Consider the following 14,304-nt stretch of genomic DNA (forward strand, 5'->3'; position numbering starts at 1 on the left):
GGGGGGGGGGGGGGCCCGGGGGGCGCCCCCGGGCCCCGCGGGGCCCCCGGGGGGCCCGCGCACGCACTCCGTCGCGAACCGTCACAGGGGAATGTTTCCATGCTTCTTCGGCGGGAGCGAAACCATCTTCCGCTCGAGCAGTCGCAGCGCGGAGACGATCTGCCCGCGGGTGTGCGACGGCGGGATGACCGCGTCGACATATCCGCGCTCGGCCGCGATGTACGGGTTGACGAGGGTGTCCTCGTATTCGTTCTGCAACTGCAGGCGCAACGCATCGACGTCCTCGCCGGCTGCGGCGGCGTCCTTGAGCTGCTTGCGGTAGACGAATCCCACGGCTCCGGATGCGCCCATCACGGCGATCTGCGCGGTCGGCCACGCGAGGTTGACGTCGGCGCCCATGTGCTTGGAGCCCATGACGTCGTACGCGCCGCCGTACGCCTTGCGGGTGATGACGGTGATCTTGCCGACCGTCGCCTCGCCGTACGCGTACAGCAGTTTCGCGCCGCGGCGAATAATGCCGTTGAACTCCTGCTCGGTGCCGGGCAGGAAGCCGGGGACGTCCACGAGCGTGATGATCGGGACGTTGAAGGCGTCGCACGTGCGCACGAAGCGGGCGGCCTTCTCGGAGGCGTCGATGTCCAGGCAGCCTGCGAACTGGGTCGGCTGGTTGGCGACGATGCCGACGCTGCGGCCGTCGATGCGGCCGAAGCCGATGATGATGTTCCGGGCGCGCTCCGCCTGGACCTCGAGGAACTCGTCGTCGTCGAGGAGACGGCGGATGACCTCGTGCATGTCGTACGGCTGGTTCGCCGAGTCGGGGATGATCGTGTCGAGCTCGAGGTCCTCGTCGGTGAGCGAATCCTCGATCGCGCCGTCGATCGGATCGGTCGGGGCGGTACGCGGGGCAGCAGCCTGGTTGTTGCTCGGCAGGTACGACAGCAGGTCGCGGACGTAGTCGAGCGCGTCCTGCTCACCCTCTGCGACGTAGTGCGCGACACCCGACTTGACCATGTGGGTATGTGCGCCGCCGAGGTCTTCCATCGTGACGTCTTCGCCCGTGACGGTCTTGATGACGTCGGGGCCGGTGACGAACATCTGGCTGGTCTTGTCGACCATGACGACGAAGTCCGTCAGCGCGGGGGAGTACACGTGACCGCCCGCGGCGGGGCCCATGATGAGGGAGATCTGCGGGATGACGCCGGAGGCCTGCACGTTGCGGTGGAAGATCTCGCCGTACAGTCCGAGCGAGACGACACCTTCCTGGATGCGCGCGCCGGCACCCTCGTTGATACCGACCAGGGGACGACCGGTGCGGACCGCGAGATCCATGACCTTGACGATCTTCTCGCCGTAGACCTCACCGAGGCTGCCACCGAAGACCGTGGCGTCCTGAGAGAAGACGCAGACGTCGCGGCCGTCGATCGTGCCGTAGCCGGTGACGACACCGTCGCCGACGGGGCGGTTCTCGGCCAGACCGAAGTTCGTGCTGCGATGGCGGGCGAGAGCATCGAGTTCGACGAACGAACCTTCGTCGAGCAACGCGGTGATGCGCTCGCGGGCGGTCAGCTTGCCTTTGGCGTGCACCTTCTCGATGGCGGCCTCACCGACGGGAGCCTGAGCCGTGGCCTGACGATTGCGCAGGTCGGCGAGCTTGCCGGCGGTGGTGTGAATATCGGGCGTACTCGCCGCCTCGGACGCGGAGGGCTCCTGGACAGTGGTCATGGGCAGTCAGCTTAGCGAGCGTCACATGCCTGTGCCGCGCCGGTCCCGGTTGTGTTGAATTATTGAACTGGACCTACCGGCGGGTAGGGGATTTCGACCCACCCTAGGCTGGGCGCATGGCCGGAAACCGCGAAACGCCAGATCTCGCTTCCCTGCGCGCACCCCTCGACGTGGCTCGCCTGCGCAGCGCTCTCACCTCGGGTGGGAGCGGCGCGTTCTACACCCGGCTCGACGTGGTGGACGAGACCGGCTCGACCAACGCGGACCTGCTCGCCGTCGCAGGAACGGGCGCCGATCGCCGCGCGCTGCTGGCGGAGTTCCAGAGCGGTGGACGCGGCCGGCACTCGCGTACCTGGAACGGTGTGCCGGCGGCCCAGGTCATCGTCTCGGTGCTCGTGCGCCTGCCCGGGTGCCCCCTGCGCGACCTCGGGTGGCTGCCGCTGATCGCCGGGATCGCCACCGTCGACGCCGTGCGCTCGGTCGGCGGGGTCCCGGCACAGCTCAAATGGCCGAACGACGTGCTGGTCGGCGGACGGAAACTCGCGGGGATCCTCGTGGAGGTCGCGTCCACCTCACCGGAGCCGGCAGCCGTCGTCGGCGTCGGGGTCAACGTGACCCTCACGGCAGAGGAACTGCCCGTTCCGACCGCCACGTCGTTGTTGCTCGAGGACGCCGGCGATCTCGACCGGACGCTGCTCGCGGAGACGCTGCTGGCCGCGTTCGCCGACCGGATCCGTGCGTGGGCGCGCGCGGGCTGGAACACGGCGGGGCCCGCCGCCGCGTACCGCGAGCGCTGCGGCACGATCGGGCAGCAGGTGCGGGCGGTGCTGCCCGGCGACACCGAACTGCGTGGCCTCGCCGTGGACGTGGACGACCAGGGCCGTCTCGTGATCCGGCCGGACGGCGGCGGCGACACGGTGGCCGTGGCCGCGGGGGACATCACGCACCTGCGTCCCGCCTGACAACCACGCCGACGAGGCGGGCGGTCACCGGTATGTGCCATCGTGGGCGCCATGGGATATCCCGACGACGCGCTGGCACCAGGGGAAGAGCTGCTGCTCCACCGTCATCCGCACTGGAAGGCGTTGATCGTTCCGGCGGCAATTCTCCTCGTCGCGACGCCGCTCGCAGGCTTCCTGCTGGGGGTCGTTGCCGCTCGGCTCGACGGTGCCGCAGCGACCGTCCTGAGCGTGGCGGTCGTGCTGCTGTGGCTCGCGGTCGTGGTGTGGCGCTCCCTCGTTCCGCTCGTGAGCTGGCTCAGCACGCACTTCATCGTCACCGACCGGCGCGTGCTGGTTCGCACCGGTGTCCTCACGCACACGGGAATCGACATTCCCATGGGCCGGATCAGCAATGTCCAGTTCCGGCACGGGCTCGTCGACCGAATGCTCCGCACCGGAACCCTCGTGGTGGTCTCGGCTGCCGACGATCCGCTCGAGTTCGACGACATTCCCGAAGTGCGGCAGGTCCACGCCCTGCTCTACCAGCAGGCATTCGACGCGCAGGACCGCACCGCGGCGGAAACCCGCCCCGCGCGGCACCCGCACGAAGAGGACACCCGGCGCAAAGCGTGGTAATCCCGACAACCGGGCCATCGATCCGTACGCTGAATCCGTGACTGCCGTACTACTCGCCGAAGACGACGACGCCATCGCGGCACCGCTTTCGCGCGCGCTCGGCCGCGAGGGTTACGAGGTGACGGTCGAACACAGCGGCCCGGTGGCGCTCGAACGTGCGCTGTCCGGCGACTACGACCTCCTCATCCTCGACCTGGGCCTGCCCGGTATGGACGGTCTGGAAGTGTGCCGTCAGATCCGCGCGGATCGGTCCGAGCTGGCCGTCCTCATGCTCACCGCCCGGACAGACGAAGTCGACTTCGTCGTCGGGCTCGACGCGGGCGCCGACGACTACGTCGGCAAGCCGTTCCGGCTCGCCGAACTGATGGCGCGGGTCCGTGCCTTGCTGCGGCGCCGGGGCTCGGGCGAACAGGACGATATCGTCGACGTGTCGGGGATCCGGCTCGAACGAGCCGCCCGGCGGGTTCTCGTCGACGGGTCCGAGGTCGCACTCGCCAACAAGGAATACGAGTTGCTGCGGGTCCTGCTCGAACACGCGGGGCAGGTGGTCTCGCGCGACATCATCCTCGAAGAGGTCTGGGGTGACACCGATCTGCGGGGGTCCAAGACCCTCGACATGCATATGTCGTGGCTGCGTCGCAAGATCGGCGACGAGGGACCCGCGGGGGAACGACGCATCGCGACGGTGCGCGGTGTCGGTTTCCGTTTGAATACCGACTAGCGGCCCGCGCACGTGCGTAGTCGCATCCTCAATGCGGTGATGGCCACCGTTCTGCTCGTCGCCCTCCTGCTCGGTGTTCCGCTCGCCTATACGGCCTACCTGTTCGTGGAGGACACCGCGCGGCGCGACCTGCAGGACCGTCTCGGGCGGATGGCCGACGAGATCATTGCGCAGGAGGGTACCGGTGGCGTCGTGGTCGGCGGACTCGACACCAGTTCCCTGCGCCTTCTCGTTCCCGCCGACGGCCGGGTCGTGGTGGTCTACCCCACCCCGGAAAACGTGGCGGCGCGCCTCGACATCGGGGCACCCGTCGTGGAGTCCCCGATCGTGGAGTCGCTCTCGATGGGCACATCGGGTTCGCTGCGGATCGAGGTTCCGTCGGAGAGCCTGCGCACCCTCCAGCAGCAGGTGCTCGCGGCCGTGACATTGCTCGTGCTGCTGTCCGTCGCCGTCGGCGCACTCGTAGCGGTGGCGACCGCCCGACGGCTCGCCGACCCCCTCCGGGACGTGGCTCGTCGCGCCGCCCGGCTGGCCGAAGGTGACTTCCGGCCCGCCCCACGCCGCCACGGAATTCCGGAACTCGATCGCGTGTCCGACGTGCTCGACGCCGCAGCCGTCGAGATCTCCAACCGCCTGCAGCGCGAACACGGCCTGGTCGGCGACGTCTCCCACCAGTTGCGGTCGCGCATGACGGCGATCCGGCTGCGACTCGACGAACTGTCCACCCACGACGACCCGGCGGTCGTCGAGGAGGCCGAGGCCGCGATGGCGCAGGTGGACCGGTTGACCGCTGCGATCACCGACCTGGTCCGGCAGTCCCGCAACAGCGCCGCCGAACTCCGCACCGAGGTCTCTGTGGTGGGCGACCTCACCGGCGTGATCGCGGATTGGCGCGGCCCGTTCCAGGAGGCCGGCCGCGAACTGGTGCTGAGCGGCGACCCGTCGTTGCGCTCGTCGGTGACGGGATCACGGTTGCGTGAGGCGGTCGCGGTGCTCGTCGACAACGCACTCGTTCACGGTGGCGGAACGTGCACGGTCTCGGTGCGCTACGTCGCCACGCGCGGAGATTCGACCGTGTGTGTCGAGGTCAGCGACGAAGGCGAGGGAGTGTCCGACGACCTGGTTCCGCACATCTTCGACCGCGGCTTCTCCGGTGGCGGCTCGACCGGACTGGGCCTGGCACTGGCACGGGCGCTGGTCGAAGCGGACGGCGGGCGCCTCGAACTGCAACGTCGCAGACCCGCTCTGTTCGCGTTGTTCCTCGGCGCGAGCAAAGATCACGCAGCGCCGGAGCGGCGAACCCGGGAACCGAGATGATCCGGACGGCCTGCCCGCGCTCGGGATCGGATCAGGTCCGGGGCTCGTCGGTGAGTTCGCCGGGCACGTTCTCGGGGGTCATCTCCTCGGGGAAGACGAACCGCCGGAAGCAGTAGAAGCGGAACATCATCTGCAGCAGGTTGCCGATGATGTACGCGCTGACGAAGTCCGCGATGTTCTCGACCGTGAGGCTCACTTCGGGAACCCGCAGGTTGAACACGTAACTCGAGATGTACAGCGGGATGAAGGACAGGACCACGCCGATCCCGCTCACGAAGAAGAACAGGAACGCCTCGTGCGCACGCTCGCGGCCGCCGCGATTCTTGAAGGACCATTCGCGGTTGAGGACGTAGGAGCAGAGCACCGCGATCACACCGGCGATGATCTTGGCCGTGACGGGCTTCTCCGACAGAACCGTGAGCTTGAGGGTGTAGAAGATCGTGGAGTCGATGACGAACGTGGTGCCGCCCACGATCGCGAACTTGATGAGCTCGCGATGACGAACCAACAAGTCCCGAAGGGGCTGCGGAACTCTGTTCAGGGTTTCATCAACGAATGACACTCGGAGAAGTCTACGAAACGTTTGCGTGAATTCACGAACCTTGCGAGAAACTATCAGCCACGCCACAGGTTCGTATCGTGCGCGACGGCCGGGCGGCGCACACCCTTCCACGAGCGCCGCACGATGCCCGCGACGTGCGGTGACACCGCTGCGAGGCACCTGCGACGGCCTGTGACAACATGGTTACCCGTGACCGGCAGATCCGATTCGTCTCCTCGATCCGACACCCCACGTGCACTCACCGGCGGTATGCCGGTCGTCACCATGATCGGTGGGGGCCAGCTCGCCCGGATGACCCACCAGGCCGCAATCGCGCTCGGCCAGACGCTGCGCGTCCTCTCCGGCAGCGCGGACGAGCCCGCGGCGCAGGTCAGCCCGGATGTCGTGCTGGGGAGCCACAACGATCTCGACGCGCTCCGCCGCGCCGCCACCGGCGCACACGCACTGACCTTCGATCATGAGGGCGTGCCCACCGAGCACCTCGAGGTGCTGCAGCGGGAAGGCGTGAACGTGCTGCCGCCGCCGCAGGCACTGATCTTCGCGCAGGACAAGATCGCGATGCGGAACCGGCTCGGCGCGCTCGGGGCACCCATGCCGAAGTTTGCCGAGATCACCTCCGTCGACGATGCGATCGCCGCACTCGACACCCTGGGCCGGCCCTACGTGCTCAAGGCGGCACGTGGCGGATACGACGGGCGCGGCGTGTGGATCCTCGACGACCGCGCCGAACTCGAGCGTGTCGTCGCCGAGCAACTCGCCGCCGGTGTGCCGCTCCTCGCGGAAGAGAAGATCGAGTGGACGCGCGAGCTGTCCGCGATGGTCGCCCGGTCCCCGTTCGGGCAGGGCGCATCGTGGCCCGTGGTGGAAACCGTTCAGCGCGACGGGCAGTGCGCCGTCGTCATCGCGCCGGCACCGGACCTCCCCGCCGACGTCGCGGCCGCAGCCGAACAGCTCGCCCTGCGCATCGCCGGTGAACTGGGCGTGGTGGGAGTCATGGCGGTCGAGCTCTTCGAGACCCGGTCCGGCGAGTTGATCGTCAACGAACTCGCGATGCGCCCGCACAACTCCGGCCACTGGGGTATGGACGGCGCACGCACCGGTCAGTTCGAACAGCACCTGCGCGCGGTGCTCGACTACCCGCTCGGCGACACGACTCCGCTCGCCCCGGTGACGGTGATGGCCAACGTCCTCGGTGCTGCCGAAGCACCCGAGATGAGCATGGACGAGCGCCTGCACCACCTGTTCGCCCGGATGCCCGACGCGAGGGTGCACCTGTACGGGAAGGGTGAGCGCAAGGACCGGAAGATCGGGCACGTCAATCTGCTCGGCGATCCGAGCGGCTCGATCGACGACCCCGCGTACGTCGCCGCGGTGCGGGAGCGCGCCGAACGTGCCGCGCACTGGCTCTCGCACGCGGTCTGGACCGATGGTTGGAACGAACACACGGGAGACAACGGTGAGTGACGTGTCGCAGGGTGCGCAGGTCGGCCTGATCATGGGCAGCGACTCCGACTGGCCGACGATGGAGGCCGCCGCCGAGGCGCTCGCCGAGTTCGGAATCCGCTTCGAGGTGGGCGTGATCTCCGCGCACCGCACACCGCAACGGATGCTCGACTATGCCGCGAACGCGGCGGGCCGGGGAATCAAGGTGATCATCGCCGGAGCCGGTGGCGCCGCGCACCTGCCGGGCATGGTCGCGTCGGCGACGCCGCTGCCGGTGATCGGTGTGCCGGTCCCGCTCAAGTATCTCGACGGCATGGACTCGCTGCTGTCCATCGTCCAGATGCCCGCCGGAGTGCCCGTGGCAACCGTGTCCATCGGGGGCGCGCGCAACGCGGGCCTGCTGGCGGCACGGATCCTCGGCGCGTCCGATCCGGCGCTGCGCGAGCAGATGGAGCGGTTCCAAGCCGGTCTCGAAAAAATGGTGCTCGAGAAGGACGACGCGCTGCGACGCACGCTCCTCGGCTGACAGACCGCCGCCGTGCAGACGACGTCGCTGGTGGAACGATGGAACCGGTGGTCCCGGGCGCACGTCGGAACGGTCGACGCCGTCCTCGCGGGACCGATCGTGTTGTTCGCGGTGGCCGCTGCGCTTGCCGTCGACGAGAGCTCACCGGCGGTCGTCGTCGTGGCTCTCGCTCTGTCCGTCCCGCTCGTCTGGCGGCGCATGTATCCGGTGGCCGCGGGCGGAATCGTCGCTGTCGCCTCGTACGCGCATCTCGCGTTCCTGCCGGAACTCGGGCCCGGGACCGCGATCGCGGTTCCCGTCGCGGTGTACTCGCTTGCGGCCTACGCCCCGCGCTGGGCCGCGAACGTCGCTCTCGTCGCCGCGGTGGCGGGAGGCGCGGGTGCCGGGGCGCGGTATCTGTCCCCGCCGGGCAGCCGACCGTTCGACGTCGCGGTCATGGCGGTGCTGGTCGCCGTGTTCCTCGGCGGGATCTGGGCGTTCGGGCGAGTTCGCGGCCTGCGGTTGCGGGAGGTGACGTCGCTGACCGAACGGAACCGGCTGCTCGAACTCGAACGGCTCAAGGAAGCGGAACTCGCCGCCACCCAGGAACGCACCCGGATCGCGCGGGAGATGCACGATATCGTCGCGCATTCGCTCACCGCGATCATCGCGCAGGCGGACGGCGGACGGTATGCCGCCGCGCAGCACCCGGAGACAGCCACGGAGGTGTTCGCCACCATTTCCGAGACGGGCCGCGGCGCACTGACGGATATGCGGTCGCTGCTGTCGGTGTTGCGCGAGGACTCGCCACGGGAGTTCACCACGACACCCGGCCTCGGCGATCTCGGCGCCCTGATCGACCGGATGGGCGACAGCGGTCTCGACGTGACGTTCACCGAGACCGGAACGCCCCGCGAGGTCTCCGACGGGCTCGGCCTGTCCGTGTACCGCATCGTGCAGGAGTCGCTGACGAACGTTCTCAAGCACGCCGGACCGAGCGCACACGCCGAGGTGACCCTGGACTGGCGCCCGGACCGCCTCGTCGTGGAGACCGTCGACGACGGGCGGGGTGCGGCCGCGCGGGTGGGGGCGCGGGCCGGGGGGCCCGGGCGCCCCCCGCACCCCCCGCCGGGCCCGGTTGCCCGCCGGCCCCCCGGGGGCGGGGCCGCGCGCGCGAGACGGCGGTGGGTACCGTGTTCGCGTCACGGTCCCTGCCTAGGCTGACGGACGTGTCCGATCCCGAAGTTCCGATCCGCGTCGCGCTCGTCGACGACCAGCAACTCGTCCGCGCGGGTTTCCGCATGGTCCTCGAATCGCAGCCAGACATCGACGTGGTGGCGGAGGCGTCCGACGGAGCAGCGGCCGTGGCCGAACTCGCGCGTGTGCACGCCGATGTCGTCCTGATGGACGTGCAGATGCCGCGGGTCGACGGGATATCCGCGACCCGGATGCTGCTGGCGGAACCGGATGCGCCCAAGGTCGTGGTGCTGACGACCTTCGACAACGACGAGTATGTCGTGCAGGCCATCGCCGCCGGAGCCAGCGGATTCCTCCTCAAGGATGCGCCGCCCGAGGATCTGCTCGACGCGGTACGGACGGTGTACCGGGGAGACGCGATCATGGCGCCGCGCGCGACGCGGCGACTGCTCCGGCACATTTCACCGATGCTCGGAGCGTCCGCGCATCCGCCTGCCGCGCAGGTGGACGTGCCCGCCGAGTTGACGCCGCGTGAACTCGAAGTCCTGGTCGCGATGGCGCACGGGCTGACCAACGGCGAGATCGCGCAGCGGTTCGTGTTGTCGGAGGCGACCGTGAAAACCCATGTGGGGCGGGTGCTGGCGAAGACCGGTTCCCGCGACCGGGTGCAGGCGGTGTTGTTCGCGTTCCGGTCCGGTCTGGTGCGCCCCGACGAACTGCTCGGCGCGGGCGAGTAGGCCCGCGGTCGGACCGGGACACGGCGATGTGTCCTACCGTGGGATGACACGGCCCCACGAGGATCGCTCCGCGCTCCGATGCGCTGCGGCCGCCGGATTTCTACGGTCGAACCATGACAAAACCTGGTTCTTTCCTGCCGGCGTGTTCGGCGCACGACGTCGTGCGTGTCTACGGTCGCGGCGACGCCGAAGTGCGCGCCCTCGACGGGGTGACCGTCGCCTTCGAACGCGGCCGGTTCACCGCGATCATGGGGCCGTCCGGCTCCGGAAAATCCACGCTCATGCACGCACTCGCCGGCTTGGACGGAATTGACGCGGGCCGCGTGGTTCTGCACGGAGACGCGCGGCGGAGCGACATCGACATCAGCTCCGCGTCCGACGCGGTCCTGACCGGATTACGACGCGACCGCATCGGGTTCGTGTTCCAGGCCTTCAATCTGCTGCCGGTGCTCACCGCCCGCGACAACGTGCTGCTGCCGATGCGTTTGGCCGGAACGCGTCCGGCCCCCGAGTGGTTCGACGAAGTGATCGGCCGACTCGGTCTCACCGAGCGCCTGGACCACTTCCCGCACGAGATGTCGGGTGGGCAACAGCAGCGGGTCGCGGTCGCGCGCGCACTGCTGGCGCGACCGGACGTCATCTTCGCCGACGAACCCACCGGCAACCTCGACTCGCACTCCGGCGCCGAGGTGCTCTCGCTGCTGCGGTCCAGCGTGCGCGAAACCGGTCAGACCGTCGTCATGGTCACGCACGACCCGGTCGCCGCATCGTATTCCGACCGGGTCGTCCTGCTGTCGGACGGCCGGCTCGCCGGCGAAATCCATGAGCCCACAGCAGATTCCGTGCTCGAAACGATGCGCGATCTGAGCGCGGGCCCGGTGTCGGTCGGATGAGACATCTCGTTCTCGCTCAGGCACGGGCACACCGCGGCCGATACGTCGCGTCGGCACTCGCAGTGGTCGTCGCGGTCGCCTTCGTCGTCGCGACGCTCGTTCTCGGCAGCACCGTCGACTCCGCGATCACCACGTCGACGGCGGCGCAGTACGACGGTGCCGCCGCCGTCATCACCGAGTCCGACTCCGACCTCGACCCCGACGGGGTCCTCACCGCGATCTCGGCTGTGCCGGGCGTGGAAGCCTCTGCCCTCGATGTGACGGGCCCGATAAAGGTCGCCGGAACCGATGGTTACAGCACCGCATCGACGGTGTCGGGCGACGTGTCGTTGCGGTGGCAGCGACTCGCCGACGGGCGCTGGCCGTCCGGCCCCGGCGAGGTGACGGTGGGCTCGTCGTCGCGCCACGCGATCGGTGATTCCCTGGCGATCACCGATATCGACGGGAAACCTGCGGCCGGCGACGTCACGGTGGTCGGTACGGTCGACCTTGCGGGGTCACCCCTCGCGCTGGATTCGCGCCTCGTGTTCGGCGACGTCGCGCAGGTCCGGGCCTGGGCGGGGGAGTACACCGAGTGGGAGATCAGGGTCGCGGGCCGGGGCGGGTCCGCGCTCACCGACGCACTCGCCGCCGCAGTTCCCGGCGCGCAGGTCACCACAGGTGCCGACCGGGCGACCGCGGTAGCGGGAAGCTATGTCGGCGACATCGGGGTACTCCGCAACGTGCTGCTGTGTTTCGCTGCCATCGCGGTCGTGGTCGCCGGATTGGTCATCTCCAACACCTTCGCGGTCCTGCTCGCGGCCCGGACGCGCGAGTTCGCGCTCATGCGCTGTGTGGGCGTCACATCCGCGCAGGTGCGACGCAGCGTACGTGCCGAATCCGTGATCGTCGGCTTCGTTTCGGCGGTCTTCGGCGTGCTCGCCGGATGTGGTCTCGCTGCCGCGGTCGTCGCGGTCGCCCGCGCCGCGGACGTGCCGATCCCGCTCACCTCGATCGCGGTGACCCCCGGCGCGATCGGCCTCGGCCTGCTCTTGGGCACCGTGGTCACCGTGATCGCCGCGAACGGCCCGGCCAGGGCTGCGACACGCGTGTCCGCACTGGCTGCGATGCATCCGCTCGAGACCCAGCCGGAACCGGTGCGGGACACGTGGGTGCGCAGGGTGTGCGCACTGCTGGCGATTGCCGGCGGTGCGGCACTGCTCGGGATCGGAGCGGCGGTGGGCAACGTCCTGATGGCGTGCCCCGGTGGGCTGATGCTGTTCGTCGGCGTCATCTTGGCCTCCCGCCGGATCGTGCCGGCCCTGGTGGGGGCGGTAGGGCAAGCGCTGGCCCGGTTCGGTGGCCCCGTGGCCGCGCTCGCCGCCGGTAATGCCCGCCGCAATCCCCGTCGTACCGCGTCGACCGCGACCGCGCTGTTCATCGGTGTCACCCTGACCTCCACGATCGTGGTGGGCATCGGCACACTCAAGGCCGGCGCACCGGCCTTGATCGACGAGAACTTTCCCGTCGACGTCGCGGTGATGTCGGTTCCCGGCGCATCCGACGGCACCGTGGACCGGTTCAGCGCACTCGACGGTCTGCGCGCGGGAACCGCGGTCGCGAATACGACCGTCGGGGTCGGGGAGACCGAATTCTTCGTCACCGGGGTGGATCCGGACTCTGCCGCACAGACACTGCGGGACGACGTTCGGTTGCCGCAGCCGGGAACGATCGCCCTCGAACCGGCGCTGGCCGAGACGCTGGGAGTCCGTGAGGGCGAGGCGGTCACCGTGCGTGGCGACACCGGGTCGCGCGAACTCACGGTCGTGACGGCGGGCCCCGGTGCGCCCGACCTGATCACGCTCGCCGACCTGCAGGCCATCGATTCCGAGACTGCCGACACCGTCTGGTTGCGGCTGGACGACGGTCTGACCGACGACCGGCTCGTCGCGGTCTCGGACGACATCGCGCGGGTGGCGGCCGACATCTCACCCGGCAGCGAGGTGGTGGGCGCGGTGGCGAACCGCCAGATGCTCGAGAAGGTGCTCGACACGATGTTGCTGGTCGTCGGGGGTCTGCTGTCGATCGCGATTCTCATCGCACTGATCGGCGTCGGAAACACGATGGCTCTGTCCGTGATCGAACGGCGTCGCGAGACCGGGATGCTGCGCGCGCTGGGCCTGTCCCGGTCCGGGGTGCGCAGTCTGCTGGTGCGGGAAGGCGTGATCATCGCCGGCGTCGCGTCGGTGCTCGGGGTCGCTCTGGGCCTGCTGCTCGGCACGGCCGGGACCGCGTCCGTGATCGGCGCCGGCTACGTCACGCCGGGCGCCGTCCCGTGGGCGCAGCTCGTCGCAATCGTCGTGGCCGGGAGCATCGCAGGTGTGGTGGCCTCATTGATCCCCGCGCACCGCGCCGGCCGCACCAGCCCCGTGGCGGCGCTGACCGGCTGACGGTCTCTGCGCGGCGCCGCCGTCGCCGTGACGGCGGCACCGGATCGCTAGGCTCGGAACCGTGCCCCCCGAACGCAGGGTCCCGAGCCGCGCGGTCCGCGCATCGCGCGGTGTGCCGTCCGCGCGTGTCGCCACCGCGGCTGCATTGCTCTGGGCCAGGTTGTGGGGCGCCGCAGTGACCTTCGACGACGAGTGCGGCATCTACGTGTGCGCCGGTATGCGGGGCGGCTTCGCGCGCGGAGGGACGACAGTCGGCGGCGCGTTTCTCACCCGCGCCCAGCCGACCCGGCGGTTGCTGCGTCACGAGGCCGTCCACGCCGATCAGTGGGCACGATACGGTCTCGGGTTCGCCGTGCGGTATTGGTGGGAAGAGATTCGAAATCCTGGTTCTCGCAACAGGTTCGAGATCGAAGCAGGACTGGAGGACGGCGGCTACCGGAAGATCACCCGTCCAGGCGCACGGTGACCTTCTCGCTCACGACGCGCCGTTCCTCGGCGGCCGGGTCGGGACGGGAGACCTGCACGAGCGACGCGCCTGCCGTCAGCACGGCGAGCAAGCCGCCGATCAGCGCGTCGGGCGTCTCCCAGGTCCGTGACGAGAGCACCCGGTCCGCGGCGGTGATCCCCGCGCTCTGTGCGGCGTCGCGCGCGGCGGCGAGTACGCTGCCGGCGGAGCGCCCGTCGAGCACCGAGCCACCGTCGCCCGCCGAGCGGAACTGGTCGCCGTGCACCCGGACGTTCGTCGCGTAGTCGGTGACACCGGGCGGCAGATCCGCGACGGGCGCACCGAAGGCGTCCAGCGAGAGCGCGGCCACCTCCGGAACCTGTTCGACGTCGGCGAGACGATCGGGCGTCACGAGAGCCACTTCCACGTCGTCGGAGGGCTCGAGGACGACTTCGGCACCCGCCCACCACGTGCCGAGAAGCACAGCGGCAGTCTGCCAGTGCGCCGGAAGCAGGACCGCCACCTGCGCGCCGGGCAGCACACCGAACTCGTCACGCAGAAGGTTCGCCGTCTTCGCCGCCCAGTTGGCCAGCGTGACCGCCGACAGTTCGATCCGGGCTCCGGTCGCGTCGTCGTACCAGGTGATCCGCGGACCCGCCGGATCGGTGGTGAGGATCGGTTCGAGCAGGGTGTCGGTCAGTGTGGTCACATCTACCTCGTTCGTCGGGCGGTGGTTGGTTCGCGTGTCGATCGCGG

14 protein-coding genes are annotated in these 14,304 nt (G+C 69.6%); 11 read left to right on the forward strand and 3 right to left on the reverse strand.

Features of this window, described 5'->3' with window-relative positions:
• Nucleotides 1–81: 81 nt before the first annotated feature.
• The gene (locus TVH25_RS07840) at nt 82–1,722 is read right to left on the reverse strand and encodes an acyl-CoA carboxylase subunit beta (protein WP_378527637.1); all 1,641 of its coding nucleotides are present in this window, start codon (nt 1,720–1,722) and stop codon (nt 82–84) included.
• A 116-nt stretch (nt 1,723–1,838) separates the two neighbouring features.
• Here TVH25_RS07840 and TVH25_RS07845 point away from each other — a divergent pair, with 116 nt between their 5' ends.
• Genes TVH25_RS07845 through TVH25_RS07860 form a run of 4 tightly spaced genes read left to right on the forward strand, consistent with a single transcriptional unit; the run spans nt 1,839 to nt 5,337 of the window.
• A complete protein-coding gene (locus TVH25_RS07845; RefSeq protein WP_296549034.1) occupies nt 1,839–2,684 on the forward strand; it encodes a biotin--[acetyl-CoA-carboxylase] ligase in 846 nt (281 codons plus the stop codon).
• 51 nt (nt 2,685–2,735) lie between these two features.
• Entirely contained in the window at nt 2,736–3,299 is a 564-nt protein-coding gene (locus TVH25_RS07850) for a PH domain-containing protein (protein ID WP_296549035.1), read from the forward strand.
• 37 nt (nt 3,300–3,336) lie between these two features.
• Complete coding sequence (locus TVH25_RS07855) at nt 3,337–4,020, forward strand: response regulator transcription factor (RefSeq protein WP_296549036.1); 684 nt, start codon at nt 3,337–3,339, stop codon at nt 4,018–4,020.
• A 12-nt stretch (nt 4,021–4,032) separates the two neighbouring features.
• Nucleotides 4,033–5,337: a sensor histidine kinase gene (locus tag TVH25_RS07860; RefSeq protein WP_422423758.1), complete on the forward strand. Its 1,305-nt coding sequence runs from the start codon at nt 4,033–4,035 to the stop codon at nt 5,335–5,337.
• Between the two features lie 31 nt (nt 5,338–5,368).
• Here the strand turns inward: TVH25_RS07860 and TVH25_RS07865 are convergent, their stop codons facing one another.
• A complete protein-coding gene (locus TVH25_RS07865) occupies nt 5,369–5,899 on the reverse strand; it encodes a GtrA family protein (RefSeq protein ID WP_378527633.1) in 531 nt (176 codons plus the stop codon).
• Nucleotides 5,900–6,088: 189 nt separating this feature from the next.
• Here TVH25_RS07865 and TVH25_RS07870 point away from each other — a divergent pair, with 189 nt between their 5' ends.
• From TVH25_RS07870 to TVH25_RS07900, 7 genes are all read left to right on the forward strand, one after another.
• Nucleotides 6,089–7,363 (forward strand): 5-(carboxyamino)imidazole ribonucleotide synthase, encoded by a 1,275-nt coding sequence (locus tag TVH25_RS07870; protein WP_422423760.1) that lies wholly within the window; start codon nt 6,089–6,091, stop codon nt 7,361–7,363.
• Nucleotides 7,326–7,868: a 5-(carboxyamino)imidazole ribonucleotide mutase gene (purE, locus tag TVH25_RS07875; protein ID WP_072699464.1), complete on the forward strand. Its 543-nt coding sequence runs from the start codon at nt 7,326–7,328 to the stop codon at nt 7,866–7,868. The genes TVH25_RS07870 and purE overlap by 38 nt, the downstream gene beginning before the upstream one ends.
• Before the next feature lie 12 nt (nt 7,869–7,880).
• A complete protein-coding gene (locus tag TVH25_RS07880; RefSeq protein ID WP_422423761.1) occupies nt 7,881–9,071 on the forward strand; it encodes a sensor histidine kinase in 1,191 nt (396 codons plus the stop codon).
• Nucleotides 9,068–9,781, forward strand: a complete 714-nt coding sequence (locus TVH25_RS07885; protein WP_378527693.1) for a response regulator — start codon at nt 9,068–9,070, stop codon at nt 9,779–9,781. Before TVH25_RS07880 ends, TVH25_RS07885 begins: the two co-directional genes overlap by 4 nt.
• Nucleotides 9,782–9,894: 113 nt before the next feature.
• Complete coding sequence (locus TVH25_RS07890) at nt 9,895–10,674, forward strand: ABC transporter ATP-binding protein (RefSeq protein WP_296550434.1); 780 nt, start codon at nt 9,895–9,897, stop codon at nt 10,672–10,674.
• Entirely contained in the window at nt 10,671–13,103 is a 2,433-nt protein-coding gene (locus TVH25_RS07895) for an FtsX-like permease family protein (RefSeq protein WP_422423762.1), read from the forward strand. The genes TVH25_RS07890 and TVH25_RS07895 overlap by 4 nt, the downstream gene beginning before the upstream one ends.
• A 61-nt stretch (nt 13,104–13,164) precedes the next feature.
• On the forward strand, nt 13,165–13,569 hold the full coding sequence (locus TVH25_RS07900; RefSeq protein WP_422423763.1) for a hypothetical protein: 405 nt from the start codon (nt 13,165–13,167) through the stop codon (nt 13,567–13,569).
• Here TVH25_RS07900 and TVH25_RS07905 read toward each other — a convergent pair.
• Nucleotides 13,547–14,257, reverse strand: a complete 711-nt coding sequence (locus TVH25_RS07905) for a TIGR03089 family protein (protein WP_422423764.1) — start codon at nt 14,255–14,257, stop codon at nt 13,547–13,549. The two genes, TVH25_RS07900 and TVH25_RS07905, sit on opposite strands and share 23 nt — an antisense overlap.
• Nucleotides 14,258–14,304 lie beyond the last annotated feature (47 nt).

It is taken from the genome of Rhodococcus sp. 7Tela_A2 (genome assembly GCF_049311045.1).
In the GTDB taxonomy this organism is placed as follows: Bacteria; Actinomycetota; Actinomycetes; order Mycobacteriales; family Mycobacteriaceae; genus Rhodococcus.

Coding starts and splice junctions, on each gene's coding strand:
- purE (WP_072699464.1), top strand. CDS start 7,326: ATGGTTGGAACGAACACACGGGAGACAACGGTGAGTGACGTGTCGCAG.
- TVH25_RS07850 (WP_296549035.1), top strand. CDS start 2,736: ATGGGATATCCCGACGACGCGCTGGCACCAGGGGAAGAGCTGCTGCTC.
- TVH25_RS07890 (WP_296550434.1), top strand. CDS start 9,895: ATGACAAAACCTGGTTCTTTCCTGCCGGCGTGTTCGGCGCACGACGTC.
- TVH25_RS07845 (WP_296549034.1), top strand. CDS start 1,839: ATGGCCGGAAACCGCGAAACGCCAGATCTCGCTTCCCTGCGCGCACCC.
- TVH25_RS07895 (WP_422423762.1), top strand. CDS start 10,671: ATGAGACATCTCGTTCTCGCTCAGGCACGGGCACACCGCGGCCGATAC.
- TVH25_RS07840 (WP_378527637.1), bottom strand. CDS start 1,722: ATGACCACTGTCCAGGAGCCCTCCGCGTCCGAGGCGGCGAGTACGCCC.